This window comes from Candidatus Polarisedimenticolia bacterium (genome assembly GCA_036004685.1).
GTDB lineage: Bacteria > Acidobacteriota > Polarisedimenticolia > Gp22-AA2 > AA152 > DASYRE01.
Map to the genome: position 1 here is coordinate 85,589 of DASYRE010000008.1, position 19,421 is coordinate 105,009.

Below are 19,421 nucleotides of genomic sequence, written 5' to 3' on the forward strand. Positions count from 1 at the left end.
TCACGCGAGCGGGAAAACGTACGAATGGATCTTGTCGCCCGAGAAGGTGGAGATCGCTCCGGCGCCGGCCTGGATTCACGCTCTCTCGAAGACGAACGGCAACGGGAACGGAACCGCCGTTCCGATCGGCGAGGTCATTCCCCAGGGACAGCGGAACCGAACACTCGCGAGCCTCGGCGGTACGATGCGCCGGCGGGGAATGAGCCCGGAGGCCATCGAGGCGGCCCTCCTCTCAGAAAACCGGCGATGCAATCCTCCTCTTCCGGACGGGGACGTGCGGCGAATCGCCAAGAGCGTTTCGAGGTACGAGCCGGCGCCGCGACCGCAGGAGCAACCTCGCCCTGGAGGAAGCGTCCTCGAGGAGATGGACGTGCGCCGGATGCTTCGCGAAGGGATCCCCAAGCCGGTTTTCGACCTCGAGGACTTTCTGGTCCGGCGAACCGTGACCTACCTGACCGGCAGCCCGAAAGGCTTCAAGACCTGGCTCGCTCTGGCGTGGACAGTTGCCCTCGCCGCGGATTGCAGTTGGGCCGGGCTCAAGACTCAGGGGAATCACCGCGTCGTATTCGTCGAAGCGGAATCGCCGGCCCAGATCCCGGAAAGATTTCACCGCTCCTGCCTCGCGTATCAGGTCAACCCGGACCGCGTCCTCGACCGAGTGAAGTTCCTTTTTCCGAAGCGCGGCCGCCTCCGCCTCGATTTCCCGGATCACTTTCAGGAGCTGCGCCGAATCATGGAGGAGTTCAAGGCTACCTGGCTCGTGATCGACTCGTTCATCCGCATCCACGGCATGGACGAAAACTCCTCCAGGGACATGGCCGGCCTCGCCAATAGCGTCTTCCTCCCGCTCCGGGATCAGCTCGGATGCGGCGTGCTCATCCTCGACCATCCGCCGAAGCCGCTTCATGAGGGTCACCGGACCCGGAAGGAGCAGATTCGCGGGAGCTGGGAAAAGCTCGCGGCCGCCGACGTCCAGATCCATGTCGAGACCAGGGATAGCGAGACCGGGAAGATCGCCGGCGTCTCGGTCGGCGCCTCTCGGATGGGACCCGAACGGGATGAACCGCTCTGGGTCCGATTACGTGATACCCCGAACGGCGGGACGCGCTTCGAAGTGGCCGAGAGTCCAGAGGAATTCAAGGCAGGACGGCCCGGGAGGCCGCCCACTGCGAAAGAGAAGGCGGCCACGGTCATCAACGCGGAAGTGGAGCGAAACCCAGCGCTGACCTTCAAGGAGGCCATGCAGGCCGTGGTAGGCGCGGGCGTATCAAAGGAGACCGGAAAGCGAGCATGGCGGGAGATGAAGGGTCAAGGGTCAGGAGGGTCACAAATGGTTTTGACCCCTGACCCTGGAGTGGAGGGTCGGTTGGGGTCAAAAGGGTCAACCCCCCTTATAGGGGGTGACCCTGACCCCTGACCCCGCTCCGAGATTTATGAGCTCGAAAGGAGGCCGAATGTATGACCCCGAAAGCAAGGACAGCCAGCCGCCCGGCGACGGCCCTGGGGAGCAGGGGAGGGGGTGGGGGTGGGAGGGATATGGGGGTCAAATCTCTGGAGCTTTTCATTGGAACCGGCGCCCTACCACTTCTCGCGCGGTCGCCATCTAACGAAAAAGGAGCACGTTGATGAAACCAGGCCGAAGGACAGAGCCAGTTGAGTTGAAGCTCTTGAAAGGAAACCCAGGACGGCGACGCTTGCCGCGGCATGAAGCCAAGCCACCCGCTGGCGTCAGGGCGCCACGCTTTTTGACGAGCACCGCGCGGGCGGAATTCAAACGTCTGTCGCCCTGGCTGGAGAGACACGGCCTCCTCACGCAGATTGATATCGCCCCCTTCGTCTGTCTGTGTCAGGCAATTGTGGATCATCGTTGGGCGGTCGCCACCCTGGAAAAAGAAGGGATGGTCTCGATGACGAGCAAGGGGACCCCGACCATACACCCCGCTGTCCGGATTCAGAGATCCGCAGCGGACGCCATCTTGAGATTCTCAAATGAATTTGGATTGACCCCAGCCGCGCGAGCCGGCCTCGACATTGTGCCCGTCGACGATGACGATGACGACGAAGCTTTTTTCGGTCAGCTGGCCCGACACCACCGGAAGAGGGCCTTGGCTCAGGAAAAGAAGCGTTGACGAAGAGGACAGAGAGTTTCGGCGACTAAAATCTGGCGCCGGGCGAGGCGCCAAAAACCTGGGAGGAGAAGCATATGGTGCCGTCGCGGTCGGAAGTACAGAGGCTCTTCGCTCAACTTGATTCCATGAAGCTCCTGGACGACGAGATCGTGAAGGCGTGGTCGAAAGCGGTAGACGCAACGGCTGCGGCGACCGCGGTGCCAGGACCTCCCGAGTACTACGAGCTCCAGAGTGCGCGGACGAAAGTCGAGCAGGCTGGCGAGTCTGGGGATCGGGACAAGTTGCGCAAGGCGCTCTCGGAGCTCACCGGGATCAACCGGCTGCGCACGGACCTCGTAAAGCGGAAGGAACGGGCAGTCGAAGATGCATTCAGCGCCCGCTACGCCGCTGCGCTCCTGACCAGAAAGCGGATCGGGAAGGTAACCAAGGAGTGCGGTCTGCGAATCGATCGCCTCTGCAAGGAGACCCTGATCGAGGGGGTGATTATGCCCGCGATGATCCCTCGCGAGGTGGTGGATCTTTATCATCGCGCGAACGCGGCGGCCAGGATTCTCATGGAAAACGTCATGAGCCTTCCGAATGACATAGCTGCCGGAGAGCCAGTGCTGGGAGCGATCTCCTACGTCGGGTATCCGTACCGGAAAAGCGTGGCGACGTGGGCCGGATTCAAGGTGCGCGAGACGAGTCCCGCAGGCGCCGCCGGCGCCGTCTGAGCGCGCAAAGTCTCGCGCCGCACAAGGGCGAAATCGGATTGCGTGCGCCGTGGCGCGGCCAGGAGAAGGAAGGCAATGCCCAAGAGGAATCACGAGATCGAAAAACGAACCTTCCCCGCCTCGCTGCAGCTGCGCGGCACGGCACGCGAGCCCGTCCTCGAGGGGCATATCGCCGTCTTCAACCAGCTCTCGGAGGACTTCGGGGGTTGGCGGGAGAAGATCGCCCCAGGCGCCTTCTCGGAGACGATCAAGCGCGACGACATCCGGGCTCTCTGGAATCACGAGGACGGCCTGGTCCTCGGGCGCCTCTCGGCCGGCACTTTGAACCTCTCCGAGGACGCGACAGGACTAGCTTTCAGGAACACTCCCCCGAATACCACCTGGGTGAAGGATCGGCTCGTGAGCGTTCGCCGCGGCGACGTGACCGGGGCGAGCTTTGGATTCTTCACCGAGGATGACCGCTGGGATCAGCAGGCCGACGGGACCAAGCTGCGGACACTTCTGAAGGTCACGCTGGTCGAAGTTTCCCCCGGCGTCACGTTCCCGGCGTACCCCCAGACGGACGTCGCACAGCGTTCGATGCGGGAGTGGTTCGGCTCTGGAGCGCGCGCCGGCGTCGACCCGAATGGCCTCCGGGAACGCCAGCTCCGGCTGCACGAGATGTCCTTAGGATTGCCCAAGGGCTCGTCGCAGTCTCCGAACCTGGCACGGATCATCCGGCTCAAGGAAATGGAGCGGCAGCTCGAGGCGGACTTGAAGAGGGCCGGCCAGGAGATCGCCGAACGGGCGCGCCGGCTGCGCCGTGAGAACCTCTGATGAAGACCTCGGACCTTTTGGAACACCGTCCGCGTAGCTTGGAACATCGCCGGGGCCACGCCGTCGAAAACGTTCGACGTCACAGCCTACGCGAAATAGGTCTCAGAATCCGCAACAGGCGACAGGATGAAGGGAGCCGGAAACTCCGCAGTCAGAGTGCCCGTCTCCATCATGGCAGATGATCGGCGCATTACCAGATGGTTCCGTCATAATCCACGCGACGGTAGCGAACGCAGGGGGCGGTGGAATGGACCTGGCAAGGTCAGTATCTTCACACACTCTTGTATTAGCGAACTCGGCGGCGCAAGCACGACTCAGCACGACGATCTTCAGTCCTTGACCTGCAACCGAAAGCGTGCCGCTAGTCAGGCCTACGAAATGCGGAATGAATGTTCCTCCCACCCTAATGTTCCCGTTACCGTCGACCGGGAGATTCCCGACGCTTACGGTCCCGGAAACGCTTTGCACGGCCGGGAAATTCGTCACCTCGACTTGAGCTGGTTTCGAGGCTGCGGCCAGGGTCACAGCTCCATCCGGAAGCAGGGCTCTCCTCTCCACGGGAACGCCGGCGAGGAACGAAAGCGCGGTGACGCAGGCGAGGACGATGCCGAACAGGACGACCTTTCGCATGATGAGCCCCCGAGAGATTTGATGAGCGAGAATCTACGACTTCGCCTGCCCTTGCACGCCCTTGACGTAGCACGTAACGCCCGCATCGCACTTCCCCTTCCCGGTCATCTTCGGCGCCACGTTGAACGGGTCCTCGCTCTCACCGATGGTCCCGGAGCAGTAGCAGGCGCCCGGCGCGTCCTTGGCGGAGTCGCCGAGCTCCGGGAACGCGAGGGAGTAGGCGGCCGCCTTGACGATCTCTCCATCGGCGGCGACGCGCGGGTCAGAGGAAAGGGAGCCCCAGATGCCGATGTTGTAGACGCCGCCGCGGGCGTTGATCCGAAAGTCCACCGGATTCCAGAGTGTCGGGTCTCCGCCCATGATGGCCTTGATTTCGAATCCCTTGACCTGGATGAAGTACAAGGTCGAGCCGAACCCCCCGTCCGGCCCCTGCGAAGGATAGACGCTCTTCTCCGCGGCGAAGGCGGGGCAGGGGAGCAGGAGCAGGGCGAGGATGAGCAGCGGAAGCGCTGGCTTTACCCCCGTCGGCGCTTGCCGCTTGCCGACTTGCTCTCCATCCAGCGGAGGAACCGGCTTCCCTTCGAGGATCCTTGAGATCCGATTCAGGCGCCATTTGATCCCGTACACCGCGAAGGGGAGAAAGGCGTAGGCGATTCCAAAGAAGAGGATCGCGGCCCACTTCACGATGGAGAAGAATTCATCCCCAGATATGAGCGGCCCGGCGAAAGGATTCTGCTGAAATAGGGCGAGCGTCAAAACGTGTGGCATAAAGGGTCCCTCCTTTGGCCCCAGGATATACGGTGCTTGCCTGCATCGGTCAAGTCGGAAGCAGTCTGCCACGGCGGTGACTGCGCGGTGAACCGGAGGAGTCTCTCACTCGGAGACTATTCCGAGCACCTGATTCGACATCGCGGTCCGGATCTTGATAACCTTTCGCGTGGCGCCGCGGTACATCTTGACTATTACTCACTTGTGAGATAGTTTGTCGGGGGATTGCCAATGCGGTTACCAACTCTCCGGTGCAAACGATGCGGTCATACTTGGTTTCCGAGGATTCAGCGGAAACCTAAGCGCTGTGCCTCATGCCGATCGCCGCTATGGGATAAGCCTCGCATTCGCGCGAGGAAGAAGGCTAGATGAGCATTCGCGAGGGAAGGAGCAGGCCCATGCGGCGCCAGCCCGGCCTCGACCGATTCCGGATCACGCCACTTTTTCTGTCGGTTGTTTTCCTGGCTATGCTGCAGGTGGAAGGAGCGGCTGCCACCCAACGGACTTGGCTCGGAGTGACCGTGTGTAAGCGCCTGGTCATCCGGAAAATCTTCCCCGGGAGCCCTGCCGAAGCCGCGGGACTCAAAGCTGAAGACCGCATAATCGCCGTCGCGGGCGAGGGGAACGTCGTCGACATTCGAGACGAGCTCCGCGATCTCGAACCGGGCGATCCGGTCATCATTCGGTTCCAGCGGAGCGGTGCAGCTCAGGAAGTCGTCGCTATTGTCGGGCCAGCCAGAGATGAGGAAGTGTCGCGCGGCACGACGGTTCATCTTCCAGCGCTCTCACACGTTGCGGTGCCGCCCGGCGACCCATTGGCGAATCCGGAGTGCAAGGAGAAGTGCGCCGCCATGGTTCCGACTTGCGCGGACATCCTTCTGGAGGGTCAGGGTGGGAAGCGGACGATCGGGCGCTGGAAGGGACGGCTGGTACTTTTTGAGGAGGATCTCCGCGGGAACACGTTCAGCGACGAGAAGGAATGCAAGGAAGCAGTGGAACACTCGTGCGTGAGGTTATGAACTGCGCCGCTATAGGAATTGGATTTGGCTGCATCGCTGGACGTCGGGGCTCGGAATGCCCTTCTAGAGATCGAGTCCGTTGGTAATGCAAGACAAGGAGGTTCGAGGATTCCAAAATGACAACCTGGATCTTGCTAGTGCTTCTCGTCATGGTTACCGTTATCGTCTGGGATTTCCATTCCTTATTGACTCGTCTCGCGGATATCGAAAGCAAGGTCGATTCGCATGATAGTGCACTCCAAGAGGGCCTACGCGAGGGTCTATCGGCAGTGCGACGCGCGATAGAAGAGAGTAGCGTCCGGATTACGCAGGCTATTTTGCGAGAAGGTGAATTCTCCGAACTTAAGCGGGCAAGATTCAGGCAGGAACAGGAAGAATTCAAGCAAGAGCTTGATGAAATGATATCTGGGTCCATGAAAGACGAAGACCCCCATCGAGATCCAGGATCAGGGGGTGACTCATCTTGAACGACCGAAAGGGACCCAACAACACTGTACGGATGCGAGATGTACAGGCGGACGCCGACGCGTGGACGCTTGGTTGCGATTCACGATTCGTTCTATGTCATGCCCGAGGGAATTCCGAGGGGTCCGCGGAAGCTTCCGGACGATCGCCGATGAAGAATCTATCACACGCGAGCGGGCCGCTTGACGCTGGAGGCAGTTACGTTCCGGATCGTCCGGGGCGGGAAGGAAGCTGATGGACGATAAAGAATGGCATGAGTTTGTGACGGAAAGGGGGTTGAACTACGAAGCCATCGAATATGTCCGTCGACTAAACAGACGCCTGATGAAGGCCAGCATTGCGCTCGAGGAAGCTCTGCACGCCGAACCTATGAGTTCGACAGTCAATGGGAGAATCATTGTTTCGCTCTACCGAAAGGCGGTCAAGACGTTCAGGGCCATTGAACTCCTGAAGGAGCAAGATCTAATCGAGGAAAGCTGGATCCTCTTGAGAGCGCTGCTAGAGACGCATGTGAATCTAATCTACTTTCTCCAGAATGATGCGAAAGAGATGTCACGTCGTTTCGTGGACTGGATGTCCTTGGACCTCGTAAGGCGAGCACGAGACGCCGAATACTTCCGCGGCATTCCTCTTCCAGAAAAAGTTGAGAAGGAAGAATTTGAGCGAACCGAGGCCGAAATCCGCTCTCGCTACACAGTCGCGGAATTCGACTCAATCAAGAAAAAGGGCTTTACTGGACTTTCTTTCGAGAAGCGGTCAGAAGCTGTTGGATTTAATGCGGATACCTATGCCTACTATAGGGTCTCATCGCGCAATCTTCACACTCTTGATCCAGTTGATTATCCAGCCTTATGGCGCGACATCCCAGAGGATGGCAGGATGACAGAACTACTCCTACGATCAAGGCTCCTCGAGCTTGAGACCAATCAAAACATGTTATTGGGCAAGCTCTCGCTTATTCTAAATGGAAGCGTTTTCAAGAACGGTTCGATCGGTGCCGAGCTCCGGGAAATCGAAACAGCCTTCATGGCCGGCCCCCCAAGGGGCAGCGAAGAAAAGTGATGAGCGGTACATCGGGCCAAAGAGACGGTACGGCGGCGGGATGTACAGCCGGACCCCGGCGTGGAGATTCGCAATTCGTTCTGCGTCATGCCGGACGGAAAGAAGCCGCCTCGCGCCGGGCTCAGGACCGTTGACACAAAGGTGATGGACTTCAAGACTCCGAAGACGGTTGCGGCTTAAGCGATGCCGGAGGGCGAGAGATTGGCTGCGAAATGGCTCATCGGATTCTGCGTGATCGCCTTGGTGCTATTTGGGATCTCTGTGGCCGACTGCATCAACAATGATAGTCAGTGTTCTGCAGATCCTTGCGTTCGCCAATGGGTCCACTGTGCCGCAAGTGTCGTAACACCCGCACTACTCACGGTCGGCCTTGGGGGTCTAGTCGCATGGTGGTATCAGCGTCGCAACAAGGTAATGGAGTTTCAGTTCAACGCAGTCAGAGAGGCAAACCGAGCCTACAAGGATCTTTTCGACGCCGGGTGGGGCCAATTCAACCATGAGGTAAGAATGGCTCGCCCGGAGCCGCATCTAGAGCGGTTGAAGGAGAAACACCGGGAACTCGACGCTCTAAAGAGCGCCCAGCGCAAGGCGAATATCGAAGCTCTCGCAGTCGGACAGATGAATTGCCTGCTGTTCGTGACTTCCACTCAGGAGCATTGGCAGAGACTCGTGAGCAGATTCGAGATGGCATTTCGCTCTAAGAGCCTATGGGATAAGTTTGAGATGCTGGAGTCTATGAAAGAGGACAGGAGCAAGTTTTTGCGTGCGGCCGGCCAGGAAATCGGTCTGCCTTATAGAGAGCTCATCCCTGAGGATCCAGAGGGACGGGAGTGCAGGCGAGCGGAGACTCTTAAAAGCCTAGAGGAAATTGAACCGAGGGACGGCCCGAAGCCTCCGAACCAGACCGGGCGGAATTGAGGAAACGGCGAGCGATGGAACGAACTCGAGATTCGCAATTCATTTTGCGTCATGCCGGAAGGAATACCGAGAGGTCCACGCGGAGGTCTCCGAACAATCGAGATGAAGCCGAAGGCCGTTGATCCTATCAAACACGAGCAGGCCGAGGCGATGACGTTCCGGCTCGTCCAGGGCGGGGAAGGAGGGGGTAAGCCGTGGAATTCCGTCTGACCTATCGGGGTGATCTGAGATCGAACGGAGACCTTCGTCACAAGTGGGAGATCAGGAAAGCGTTTCACCCTCAGCTGAAGGATCTGTGGGGCCAGGAACCTCTGATAGGGGTCGCCCGCCCGGACCAGTGGGATCTCGGCGAATTATGCGTTATGAAATCGCCGGGGGAATGGCCGGTCAGCATCCCGATTCGCGGATTCACTTTTCAACCTCTCGTGAACGACCGAATGCATCTCCTTGCCGAGCTCGACATCCTGATGTTGAGGCCTGGGCCTCCAGGCTCTCTCGTTCGTCACGGGGGAGACATAGACAACCGTCTGAAGACGCTTCTTGATGCGCTCCGAATGCCGAGCGCAGCTGAAATAACGTCCGGGCCCAATTCCGACGAAACGCCCTTTTACTGCCTGCTCGAGGACGACCGCTTCATTACCGGTCTCCTCGTAAGGACTGACCGCCTTTTAGACGCGAGAGATCCGGCTGAAGTGGTCTTGACCATCAAGGTCAGGATCCATGCAGGGAAGACGATCATTTCCAACCTGGGGATTATTGGGTGATTGGATCTGATCAGCGATGCGCGGGAAACGATGGTACGGTGGCGGGATGTGCGGCCGGACGCCGACGCGCGGCCCGGCCTCAGCGTAGCGATCCGGAGATTCCTGATGCGGTCGCGGTGGACCCGACGACGGTCCCGTCCCCGTACAGCCACGCGGGGTAGTCCGGCGTCTCCGTGTGGGTGTGCGGCTGCTCGGCGGATGCGACATGGCCGCGGAGCACGGCTTTCACGTCCAAGGCCTCCTCGTAAGTGCCAGCGACGAGGACGAACACAACCGCTCCGGCAATCAGCTTCTTCTCCATTTCGCGTTTCCCTCCAGAATCCAGGGTCATTCTGACGGGAACCGGCCGTTCGCGTCAAGAAGAAGAGGAGGCAGGGAAGATGACGGAATCAGCGACCTGGTACGGCGACGGGATCCATTCGAAGCCCCGGGAGGACGGGACGGGAAGGAATAGTTCATGTCGGATGGGAGACGCTTCTGATGAGCGATCGAAAAGATCCTAAGAAGTGGTACGGCGGCGGCATGTACAGCCGGACTCCGACGCGAGGCCCGGCCAAGGGGACCGAGGTTTTCTACGGGAAGGTTTGGATCAAGAGCGAGCGCCGGCGCCGGCATTTCCTCCTCGGCCCGGGCTTCCTGCAGGCGAAGAAGAAGCTCGCGGGGATCTACGCCGACCCGGAGAAGGCCCTGGTCGAGCTCACGCGGAGGCGTGTGACGGTCCGGACCTTCGAGGCCATTCTCGATGAGTTCCTCGAGAAGTACCGGAGCCGCGCGGGGACGTCGGATTACTACCGCGTCGTCCTGAAGCCTGCCCGGGCGTTCTTCGGGAAGAAACCAATCATGGAGATCACCGTTGACACGATCGATCGCTACCTGGCTTCGAGGCGCGGCGAGAGGACGAAGGGCGTCCCGCGAAAGGTCAACGAGGAGATCGTGATGGTCGGAGCCGGCCGGCGGAAGGTGGGGGAGGCCTCCTTGCGCAAGGAGATCATCGCGATGGGGACCGTCTTTCGATGGGCCGAGCGCCGAGGCCTCGCGGGTCGGAACCCGATCGCGCGCGTCGAGAAGCCGAAGGACCCGGCCGAGCGCAGCATCGCAATCCTCTACCCGGAACAGGAGAAGCTCCTCGAGGAGAAGTGCCCGGCCTGGGCTTGGGATGTCGCGGAGTGGGCGCTCTACTCAGGAATGAGGCGGGGGGAGGTCCTGGCGCTCAGGTGGCGCGACGTCGACCGGGCCCGCGGCGTGATTCACGTCCTGGGGGGAAAGACGGGGAAGAGCCGGATCGTCCCGCTCACCTTGAGCAAGCGGCTCGGCGCCTTCCTCGATCGCCATCCGCGGCGCACGGACACCGATCTTCTCTTCCACGAGACGAACGGCTCACCCCTCGACGTGGACCGGCTCGATTCGGCCCTGGAGGGCGCCGCCGCGGCCGCCGGCGTCCCGAAGGAGAGAGGAGTCCTCTGGAACCGACTTCGCCACACCTGGGCGACCAGGCTGGCGCAGAGCGGCATCTCCGTTCTGGAAATCAGCAAGCTGATGGGGAACAGCGTCGCGATCTGCGAGAAGCACTACGCCGCGTATCTTCCGGGAGCTCACGAAAGGCTGGCGGGGATTCTGGACGCGCCGCCGGTGGAAAAGAAGGAGCCGCCGAAAGAGCCGCTCCAGGATGTGAAAGTGGGCGCCTAGGTGACCCACGAAGAAGGGCCGGTCTGGTAAGATGCGCTCTTCGAGTCGCTTGCCGAATCTACCTTTGCCCTTTTAAGCAGAGGGTCGCTGGTTCGAGTCCAGCACGGCTCACCATTCGCTCCCCCTCGGGGAATTTGCTGGACAGGAGCGTGGGCGAACCCCTATCATCTTCGCCCGCACTGCGGAACCGGACGTCCCCATCGTCTAGTCTGGCCTAGGACGCCGCCCTTTCAAGGCGGCAACACGGGTTCAAATCCCGTTGGGGACGCCAGCCTGCCTCCGGCCCTCCGGAGTCCGATCGGTCTCGCGCCTCGGCGCTCTTCGAGGTTTTGACTCGGGCGCCCCACGGGATCAGCGCTCGAAGAGCTCCGCGGAGGTCACGATGCGCGAGCGCTCCGCATTCAGCTTCACCGGAAACTTCTCGATGATCTTGTCCTCGGCGAGAATCTCGGCCGGCGTCCCGGACGTGTCGTAGCGGATCGGCGTCGGCTTTCCCCCCTGCAGCGCCTTCAGGAAGCCCTGGGCGTCTTCCGTCACGACGGCGACGACGAGATTGTCGGCGCGGAGATGCTTGCGCACCGCCTCGTTCACCTGATCCCGCGTGAGGGTCGGGAGGCGCTTCTGCACTTCCGTGAGATAGTCGCCCGTCCCGTAGAAATCGGAATCCTGGCGGTAGCCGAGCCGCTGGTCCAGGCTCTGGGCCCACAGGCGGCTGTAGGTGATCAAGAACGAGCGCGTCTGCTCGAAGTCCGCCTCCGAGATCCCTTGCCGGACGAGCCGGTCCAGGTGATAGAGAGCCCCTTTCAAGCCGAACAGCGCGTTGGCGTGCGGGATCGGCCGGAGCCAGAACGAGAAGTATTGCTGGCGGCGGGGGATGTTGGGCACCGGAAAGGTCGAATCGCCGTCCTGGATGAAGTTCTCGATGTACGAGTAGTCTCCGTAGTTCAGCCCCCGCTTGCCCCTCAGCTCGTTCATCAAGACGCCGTTGAAGGTCCGGTGCTCTCCGAGATAGGAATTCGCCACCAGCAGCGGATACCAGTCGTCGTCGTGGCGCGTCACGCGCGTCGGGAAGCCGGCCGAGATCGCCGTCGCGATGCACGGCTTCTTGACCACGACGAGCTCGATCCCCTCCGGCGTCCGCGGCGCCGGCAGCGGCGGATGCTCGGCCTTGCCCGAGGCGAGCTTGGCGGCGAAATCGTGCGTGATCCGGGACACCAGCTCACGCGTGTAGCCGCCCGCCAGTCCGACGTCGACCGCCTCCCGGGTGAAGCGCGTCGCGTAGAACTTCTTCACGTCGTCGAGGGTGATCGATTTCAACCCCTGGACCGTCCCCGCGTCGACGTGACCGTAGGGATGGCCGCTGTACAGAGCGGTCTGGAGCGTCCACTTCCCGAGATTCTCGTCGTCATTGCCGCGCAAGCCGTTGACCAGGTAGTTCTCGGCCTCGTCGCGAAGCCGCTCGAAATCCTGGGAATCGAGCCGGGGATCGAGCAGGACGTCCCGCAGGAGCGGGTAATAGCGATCGAGGTGATCCCGGTGGCAGCGGCCGGAGATCACCACCATCTCCTTGTCGGCCTGGACGTCGATCCGGGCCGCCATCGGATAGAGGGTCTCGAGCAGCTGGGAATAAGTGAGGGAGCGGGTGCCTCCTTCCCCCAGCATGCGCGCCGTCAAGGCCGCCAGGCCTTCCTTCCCGGCGGGGTCGTCGATCGAGCCGACGCGGAAGAGAATCCGGAAGTAGACGATCGGAGAATTGGCGGAAGGCAGGAGGGTCGTCTTGATGCCCGGGGCGGGAGAGCCGCCGGGCGACGCTCCCCGGTCGCCCACCGAGCAATGCATCGCGATCAGGGCGGAGGTCACGGCGAGAGCCAGCGTTCCGGCGTTGCGGCGCGGCAGACTCTTCATCGCCCCACCTCCTTGGGCTTGCCTTTCTCCGCGGCCAGGAGGACCACGGTGCGGTTCTCGGGGGAGAAGTAGCGCACCGCCGCCTTCTGGATGTCCTCGGGGGTCAGCGAGTCGTACGTGGCGTAGAGCGTGTTGTAGTCCTCGGGATCGCCCGTCAGCTGAAGGATGTGGGCGAGCGTCTCCGCCACCGAGTCGGCCGTGTTCAGCCGCATCTGGAAGGCGTACTTGAGATGGCTCTTGGTGTCGGAGAGGCGGCGCGCGTCGACGGGATTCTTCTTCAAGTCCTCGAGGGTCGCCTCGATGGCGGCCTGGACCTCCTTGATCTTGGCTTCGTCCTTGACCCGGGCGCCGATCACGAAGAGGTTCGGATCGCGGTGATCCGACGCGGAGCCGTAGAGAGCGTCCACGAGCTGCTCGTCGATGACCAGCTTCTTGTAGAGCGGCGAGGTCTCCGAAAACGCCACCTGCGTGATCAGATCCAGCGCCGGCATGTCCTTGTCGCGCGGCGAGAACGCGGGGCTGTGATAGCCGAGGGTGAGATAGGGCAGGGTCGGGTTCTTCCAGGCGATGGAGACCTTCTTTTCGGCGGTCTGCGGCGGCTCGGCAGGGATCTTGACCTCGTAGCTGCCGCGCTTCCAGGGGCCATAGTGCTGGGCCGCCAGCGCGAAAGTCTTCTCCGGATCGACATCCCCCACAACCAGAAGGATGCAATGCTCCGGGCGGTAGTAGCGATCGTAGAAGGTGAGGGAGTAGTCGTACTGGTTGGGCATGTCCTCGATATCGCGCAGAAACCCGATCGTCGTGTGCTTGTAGGTGTGGGTTCGGAAGGCGGCGTCGTAGAGCTTCTCCTCGATCGTGCTCTCGGGAAACGAGAAATTCTTGTTGTACTCGCCGAGCACGGCGCGCGCCTCCTTCTGGAACGCCTCCTTGCCGTACCGGAGGTTCATGAAGCGATCGCTCTCGATCTCCATGATCCGGGGGAGCGCGTCCGATCCGGCGAGGATGTGATAGGCGGTGAGGTCGTCCGAGGTGAAGGCATTCGAGTCGGCGCCCATCTCCTTGAGGATGGAATTGTATCGATCGGCCGGGATCTTCTCCGTCCCCCGGAACATCATGTGCTCGAAGAAATGGGCGAATCCGGAGTGGCCGGGCTCGATCTCGTTCCGGCTTCCGACCCGGACGATCACCCAGTGGGCCACGAGGCCGGGCGATTCGAACGGGACCACCACCACCTTCAGCCCGTTCGGCAGGGTCTGCTGATGGATCGGATAATCGAAGACGCGGGAGCCGCCCCCGGCGGGCGGGGAAGCGAGTAGCGCCAGCGGCACGGGCACCAGAATCGCGGCCAGGAGCGCCGGATAAAGGGTTCGAATCACGCGAAAACCTCCTCCCTGGGAAAGGCGGAGCGGTGAGATGGAGCGCTCCGGAAGCGGGCCATCTTAGCCGCCGGATCCAGTCCCGTCAACGCGCTCCGGGTCGTGGTATCGTCGTGCGGAGGTGATCCCTGAGGAACGATCCGCGCCCCGCGTCGCCCCAGCCCCGAAGGCGTTTCTCGATCGGGACCCCGCCCGGATTCAGCCTGGATCAGACGGTTCTCTCCCACGGATGGCATCAACTTGCGCCCTTCCGATGGGAAGGGCGGAGATCGGTCCTTTGGCGAGCCGAGACGCTTCCCGGCGGAAGAGCGTGCCTTCTTGAAATCGGCCAGCCGGGCGGAAAGAGTGGTCCTCTACGGGTGTCGGTGAGCGCGGTAGAGCGCGGCGCCGCGGACCGGCTGTTGCTCGCCTCCCGGGTGCGCCGGATGCTGAACCTCGATCTGGATCTCTCCTCTTTCTATCGGCTTTGCCGAAAGGAGAAGCGGCTGAGGTACGTGCCCCGGGCCGGAGCCGGCCGGTTCCTGAGCGCGGGCAACGTCTTCGAGGACGTTCTCAAGGCGATCTGCGCCACGAACATCTCCTGGCGGCAGGCGGTGGGCGCCGCGAATCGCATCGCGGCGATCGGGAAGCAGCCCGGCGAAGACGGGATGCGGGAGTTTCCCGCGCCCGAAGAGATTCTCGCCCTCGGGCCGGAGCGCCTCGCGCAGGTTTCACGGCTGGGCTATCGCGTCCCCTCCCTCCTGGCATGGTGCGGGCGGGTGGCGTCCGGCGATCCCGCCTGGCTCGCGGCCGAAGAGGGAGGCCTGGGACACGAGGAGCTGAAGCGCTTCTTTCTTTCGATCCGCGGGGTAGGTCCCGCCTCCTGTCACTACCTCCTGATGATGCGCGGGATGGCTCATGACATTCCGGTCGACAGCTCGGTGTTTCTTTATCTCAAGGAGAACCGGTTCGCCGGGAAAACGCCGACTCGGGCGCAGATCCTGCGCCTTTATGAGAAGTTCGGCGCCTGGAAGGCGTACGCCTACTGGTTCGAGTTCCTCCCCTGGGCGCGAAGCCACTGGGCGCTGGAAGGAAAGGGTTGAAGGGGGTTGGGGGGGCCGTTCTTTTCCGATCCCCGAGAAGCGGCGCTAAGCGGCCGGATGGAGAGGGAGAGGGGGCCTCCCCGATCCGTGGATGATCTGACCGCCTTCGCGCCACTCCCCAGGGATCAAGCTCGCCAGTCCTCGAACCGACGAGGGTGAATATGACCGAGCTGTTTCCGAGCGAATAAATCGTCTTCCTTGATATGTCTTAATAGCATCAAAGCCGCATGACGTCAAGGAGATTTTTGCAGATTTCGCTCGCAGGGTTTCGAAGGTGACGCATCGAAGAAACCACACTCCGCACGGACTTTACGGGATGCCGGCCCCGAATGCGGCATCTGACATGATTTTCAACAGCTACAGGCCGGAGATATGATAGCCGGCGTCGACGAAAACCACTTCGCCGGTGATGCCGCGCGCATAAGGGCTCAGGAGGAAGGCGGCCGCGTCCCCGACTTCGGCGGCCTCGATGTTCCGCCGCAACGGCGCTTTCTGCCGATACTGCTCGAGAATCCCGGTGAATCCCGGAATCCCCCGCGCCGCCAGGGTGCTTATCGGTCCGGCCGAGATGCCGTTGACCCGCACGTTGCGCGGCCCGAGATCCATCGCCAGGTAGCGGATGCAGGCTTCCAGCGAGGCCTTGGCGGCGCCCATCACGTTGTATCGGGGAATGGCGCGCTCGCTTCCGAGATAGGTGAGCGCCAGGACGCTGCCCCCCTCGCCGGAGAAGAGGGGAAGCGCAGCCCGGACCAGGGCGACGAGGGAGTAGGCGCTGACGTCGTGAGCCAGGCGGAAACCCTCGCGGGAAGTCTTCACGAAATCGTTCTCGAGATCCTCCCGGTTCGCGAACGCGATGCAGTGAACGAGGAAATCGAGCCTGCCGAAATCCTTCTCCAGCCGCCGGAAAAGCTCCTCGACCTGCGCATCGTCGCTGACGTCGCAGGGAAGCACGACGGAGTCCTTGAGGGAGCCGGCAAGCTCGCGCACGTTTTCCTCGAGCCGATCCCCCTGATAGGTGAAGGCGAGCCTCGCCCCCTCACGAGCGGCCGATTGGGCGATCGCCCAGGCGATGCTCCTCTTGTTCGCGACCCCGAGAATCAGCCCTTGTCGGCCTTGAAGGAGCATGGCGTCCTCCCGAGCGGTGCCGCCTCAGGTTCCGGCGGGCGCCGTCTCATCGACCCGGAAGAATTCCTTTTCGGTGGTCCCTTCGTAGATGCGGCCGAGAACCTCCCAGGCCATGACGCTCGCGATGCCGCCTTCCTTCACGAGGCCGGCCCAGAGTCTTCGCATCTCCTCGGGGCGATCCTGGAATTCCTGCAGGGACCGGGAGTGGGGTGCCTTGCCTTTCCAGGGATCGCAGCGCTCCCGATGCACCACTTTGATCGAGGGAACTCCCGGCTTGTCCTTCGTCGTGGACCAGACCACCAGGCCGTCCGAGAGATTCACAATGTCCCGGTGGCAGGTCTGGCAATGGATTATCTCGCGGACTCTCACGCCGAGCTCCTCCGGCGGCAGGCGCGGGGGATGGTAGCCCAGGGTCTTCGCGATTGCAACCCTTGGGCGGCGCGCCCGGCGGCCGATTCCGTTGACGACCCCGGCTCACGCCGCTATACTCGCGCCCTCGAGAGCGCCCCATCCGATTTGGAGAAGATGGTGTTCGTCAACGCAGCCCTGAGTTTCCTGACCCTCTGGCTGCTCGTCGTCCTCGTCCATGGCATTGCGCGGGCCCGGCGAGAAGCCTAGCCTCCCGAGCGCCACCGCTCCCGGAAACCGGCTCCCGTTGCGCATCGATTCCCTCGCCTTCGGGGGCGATGGAGTGGCGCGCCGCGAAGGGCTGGTGATTCTGGTGGAAGGGGGGCTGCCGGGAGAGATCGTCGACGCCCGGATCGAGCGGCGCTCCCGGAGCTTCGCGCGAGCCCGGGCGGAGCGCATTCTCTCCGCCTCCTCCAGCCGCATCGCGCCGGCCTGCGTTCATTTCTCCGAATGCGGCGGCTGCGCCTACCAGAGCCTCGAATACGAGGCGCAGCTCGTCGCCAAGCAGCGCCAGGTCGCCGATCTTCTGGAGCGCATCGGGGGATTCGGCGACCCCCCCGTGGCGGCGATTCGACCCGGGCCGGCCGCCTATTCCTACCGGCGCCGGATGACCTACGCCCTGCCGATCGCCAATGGCGGACCCGGGCTGCACCGGCGCGGCTCGCCGGAGAGAATTCTCGAAGTCGAAGGATGTCTCCTTCCCGAAGAAGGATTGCAGCGGGCCTACCGGAGGCTTCTCGCCGATTTTCGCTCCTTGAGGATCGCGTCACGTCCCGTCCAAATCGAGCTGCACACGGGGGATCGGGATCGTCCCGTCGCCGTGCTGCGCGGCCGGAGCGCGCCCGCTGCCGAAATCGTCCGGCTCGCGGCGGCATGGACTGCGGCGGACGGACCGCTGGAGGGCGTTGTCTGGCAGCGGTCGGCCGACCCAATCCGCCGCGGCCGGCAAGGAAAAAGGACCCTCCTCTCAGGGGAGGATGACCTTCGAACGCGCTTGGGGCCGTTCACGTACCGGATTCCCGCCGGCTGCTTCTTTCAGGCGAACGTCCTTCAGGCGGAGCAGCTGTTCCGGGAGTCGGCGCGCCGCTGCGAGGCCGTGGCCGGCGACATCCTCGAGCTCTACTCGGGAGTCGGCGCCCTCTCGTTGTTCCTGGGCGCGACAGGCCGCCCCTTGCTGGCGGTGGAAGGCGACGCGTGCGCCGTCGCCGCCGCCCGCGAGAACAGCGGCGCGAACGGCATGGAGACGATCGTGTTTCAGGCGCAGCCGGTCGAACAGGCGGTGAAGGATCTGGCCGCTTCGGCGCGACGGTTCGGCACCGTCGTGGTCGATCCTCCGCGGACGGGGTTGCCTCCGGGCATGGCGCGAGCTTTAGGAGGCCTGGCGCGAGAGCAGATCCTGTATCTGTCCTGTAATCCCGCCACGCTGGCGCGCGATTTGAAGGAGATCACGTCGGGCGGGGAATTCCGCGTCCGCGACGTCGTGCCTTGGGACCTGTTTCCTCAGACGGCGGAGATCGAGTGTCTGGCGGAGCTTCGGAGGGAGAAGGAAGATCAGCTCGGGCACTCGCGAATCTCTCCGAGCCGGAGCGCCTCGTAGAGCGCGGAATAGGCTTCGAATTCTCCCTGGCCCGAGAGCTTGGCGATCTCTTCGAGGCTCCGGGATCCGTTCAACAGCGCCAGGACCTTCTTCTCCTCGGGCGTCGGCTCGTGCTCGCGCCCGCCGCCCGGCGATTTACCGGGGACGGCCTCCAGCAACATGCCCGGATCGGAGAGGCGCGTGGTGAACTTCCGCCACTCGTCCAAGCGGCGAATCCCCTCCATGACCACCTTCGTGGTGGAGATCGCCAGGACGATTTTCTCCCGGGATTCCACCTTCCCTTCCAGGAACTCGAAGAAGCCGCTCGTCCAGTGGAACAACCCGTAGACAATCTCGAGGACCTGGTTCTTGACCGCCCACCAGAGCTGCTCCGTGGTGATGTAGCCGAGACGGACCAGGACCTTCCCGTGACGGGTGTCGGGGGTGATTCTCCGGGCGGACTCGGCGTTCTGCTCTTCGGTGATCAGCCCCCTGCGGACCAGGAAGTAGCCCAGGCTGTCACGCACCGAGTTGGAGCGCGCAAAGACGATCTCTCCCTGCTCCCAGAGGACGGTCCGGGACTCGGCCCCCCTCGTGCAGCGCAACGCTCCGGTCTTCTTGGATAGGGAAATGAGGGAAAAAAGGTCCGAAAGGGAAATCGAGCTCAAATCACCGCTTAGGACGGGTCGAGTGGACACCCTGGCCCCCGAAAACGCGTCATTCTAGGGGTCTCGCTCCGCGAGTGTCAAACCGCCGCCGGATGGCGCCGGCGCTGCAGATGCCCCGCATCACCGGAAGGCCGGGCCTTGACGGGAAAAGCCACCCGCCGTACAGTTCAACCACTTGAGGTGTAGGACCCCGAAGAAGATCGCCGGAGCGGCGGGATTGACAGATCGCCTGTCCCTCTTTAACATGGTGTAAACCATATCTGAACAAGCAGGGCGATTGATCAACGAGTTCTGTCCGAGCCGGTGCGCCA

Annotated in this window: 19 protein-coding genes and 1 tRNA gene; 13 read left to right on the forward strand and 7 right to left on the reverse strand. The window is 62.5% G+C overall.

What is annotated here, in order from left to right; all coding sequences use genetic code 11:
• Window positions 1-379 precede the first annotated feature (379 nt).
• The 4 genes from VGR67_01775 to VGR67_01790 all read left to right on the forward strand — a co-directional run bounded on the left by VGR67_01775 (window position 380) and on the right by VGR67_01790 (window position 3,658).
• Window positions 380-1,417, forward strand: coding sequence for an AAA family ATPase (locus VGR67_01775; GenBank protein ID HEV8335130.1), 1,038 nt, complete (start codon window positions 380-382; stop codon window positions 1,415-1,417).
• 208 nt (window positions 1,418-1,625) lie between these two features.
• The gene (locus VGR67_01780; GenBank protein HEV8335131.1) at window positions 1,626-2,129 is read left to right on the forward strand and encodes a phage terminase small subunit P27 family; all 504 of its coding nucleotides are present in this window, start codon (window positions 1,626-1,628) and stop codon (window positions 2,127-2,129) included.
• 74 nt (window positions 2,130-2,203) lie between these two features.
• Window positions 2,204-2,842 carry a hypothetical protein gene (locus tag VGR67_01785; GenBank protein ID HEV8335132.1) on the forward strand — a complete coding sequence of 213 codons (639 nt, stop codon included), beginning with the start codon at window positions 2,204-2,206 and terminating at the stop codon, window positions 2,840-2,842.
• Window positions 2,843-2,917: 75 nt separating this feature from the next.
• The gene (locus VGR67_01790; GenBank protein ID HEV8335133.1) at window positions 2,918-3,658 is read left to right on the forward strand and encodes an HK97 family phage prohead protease; all 741 of its coding nucleotides are present in this window, start codon (window positions 2,918-2,920) and stop codon (window positions 3,656-3,658) included.
• A gap of 663 nt (window positions 3,659-4,321) precedes the next feature.
• Here the strand turns inward: VGR67_01790 and VGR67_01795 are convergent.
• Window positions 4,322-4,972 carry a hypothetical protein gene (locus VGR67_01795; GenBank protein ID HEV8335134.1) on the reverse strand — a complete coding sequence of 217 codons (651 nt, stop codon included), beginning with the start codon at window positions 4,970-4,972 and terminating at the stop codon, window positions 4,322-4,324.
• A 452-nt stretch (window positions 4,973-5,424) separates the two neighbouring features.
• Between VGR67_01795 and VGR67_01800 the strand changes: the two genes are divergently transcribed.
• From VGR67_01800 to VGR67_01815, 4 genes are all read left to right on the forward strand, one after another.
• Entirely contained in the window at window positions 5,425-6,075 is a 651-nt protein-coding gene (locus VGR67_01800; protein HEV8335135.1) for a S1C family serine protease, read from the forward strand.
• Between the two features lie 699 nt (window positions 6,076-6,774).
• Window positions 6,775-7,602 carry a DUF5677 domain-containing protein gene (locus VGR67_01805; protein HEV8335136.1) on the forward strand — a complete coding sequence of 276 codons (828 nt, stop codon included), beginning with the start codon at window positions 6,775-6,777 and terminating at the stop codon, window positions 7,600-7,602.
• A 414-nt stretch (window positions 7,603-8,016) separates the two neighbouring features.
• Window positions 8,017-8,520, forward strand: a complete 504-nt coding sequence (locus tag VGR67_01810) for a hypothetical protein (protein HEV8335137.1) — start codon at window positions 8,017-8,019, stop codon at window positions 8,518-8,520.
• Window positions 8,521-8,714: 194 nt separating this feature from the next.
• Window positions 8,715-9,284, forward strand: coding sequence for a hypothetical protein (locus VGR67_01815; GenBank protein ID HEV8335138.1), 570 nt, complete (start codon window positions 8,715-8,717; stop codon window positions 9,282-9,284).
• A 79-nt stretch (window positions 9,285-9,363) separates the two neighbouring features.
• Here the strand turns inward: VGR67_01815 and VGR67_01820 are convergent, their stop codons facing one another.
• Window positions 9,364-9,585 (reverse strand): hypothetical protein, encoded by a 222-nt coding sequence (locus VGR67_01820; protein ID HEV8335139.1) that lies wholly within the window; start codon window positions 9,583-9,585, stop codon window positions 9,364-9,366.
• Between the two features lie 179 nt (window positions 9,586-9,764).
• On the opposite strand from VGR67_01820, the gene VGR67_01825 reads away from it, so the two are divergent.
• Entirely contained in the window at window positions 9,765-10,970 is a 1,206-nt protein-coding gene (locus VGR67_01825) for a site-specific integrase (GenBank protein HEV8335140.1), read from the forward strand.
• Window positions 10,971-11,163: 193 nt separating this feature from the next.
• Window positions 11,164-11,241: transfer RNA gene (locus VGR67_01830), tRNA-Glu, on the forward strand.
• Window positions 11,242-11,321: 80 nt separating this feature from the next.
• Here VGR67_01830 and VGR67_01835 read toward each other — a convergent pair.
• Window positions 11,322-12,875, reverse strand: coding sequence for a pitrilysin family protein (locus VGR67_01835; protein HEV8335141.1), 1,554 nt, complete (start codon window positions 12,873-12,875; stop codon window positions 11,322-11,324).
• Entirely contained in the window at window positions 12,872-14,251 is a 1,380-nt protein-coding gene (locus tag VGR67_01840) for a pitrilysin family protein (protein ID HEV8335142.1), read from the reverse strand. Before VGR67_01840 ends, VGR67_01835 begins: the two co-directional genes overlap by 4 nt.
• 365 nt (window positions 14,252-14,616) lie before the next feature.
• On the opposite strand from VGR67_01840, the gene VGR67_01845 reads away from it, so the two are divergent.
• Window positions 14,617-15,333, forward strand: coding sequence for a hypothetical protein (locus VGR67_01845; protein ID HEV8335143.1), 717 nt, complete (start codon window positions 14,617-14,619; stop codon window positions 15,331-15,333).
• Between the two features lie 357 nt (window positions 15,334-15,690).
• On the opposite strand, the gene VGR67_01850 is transcribed toward VGR67_01845, so the two are convergent.
• Both VGR67_01850 and VGR67_01855 read right to left on the reverse strand, forming a co-directional pair.
• The gene (locus tag VGR67_01850) at window positions 15,691-16,458 is read right to left on the reverse strand and encodes an enoyl-ACP reductase (GenBank protein ID HEV8335144.1); all 768 of its coding nucleotides are present in this window, start codon (window positions 16,456-16,458) and stop codon (window positions 15,691-15,693) included.
• Window positions 16,459-16,482: 24 nt separating this feature from the next.
• Window positions 16,483-16,827, reverse strand: coding sequence for a hypothetical protein (locus tag VGR67_01855; GenBank protein ID HEV8335145.1), 345 nt, complete (start codon window positions 16,825-16,827; stop codon window positions 16,483-16,485).
• Window positions 16,828-16,857: 30 nt separating this feature from the next.
• On the opposite strand from VGR67_01855, the gene VGR67_01860 reads away from it, so the two are divergent.
• Window positions 16,858-17,076 carry a hypothetical protein gene (locus VGR67_01860; protein ID HEV8335146.1) on the forward strand — a complete coding sequence of 73 codons (219 nt, stop codon included), beginning with the start codon at window positions 16,858-16,860 and terminating at the stop codon, window positions 17,074-17,076.
• On the forward strand, window positions 17,045-18,463 hold the full coding sequence (gene rlmD, locus VGR67_01865; protein ID HEV8335147.1) for a 23S rRNA (uracil(1939)-C(5))-methyltransferase RlmD: 1,419 nt from the start codon (window positions 17,045-17,047) through the stop codon (window positions 18,461-18,463). The genes VGR67_01860 and rlmD overlap by 32 nt, the downstream gene beginning before the upstream one ends.
• Here the strand turns inward: rlmD and VGR67_01870 are convergent.
• A complete protein-coding gene (locus VGR67_01870; protein ID HEV8335148.1) occupies window positions 18,418-19,140 on the reverse strand; it encodes a DUF4388 domain-containing protein in 723 nt (240 codons plus the stop codon). The genes rlmD and VGR67_01870 overlap by 46 nt on opposite strands.
• Between the last annotated feature and the right edge of the window lie 281 nt (window positions 19,141-19,421).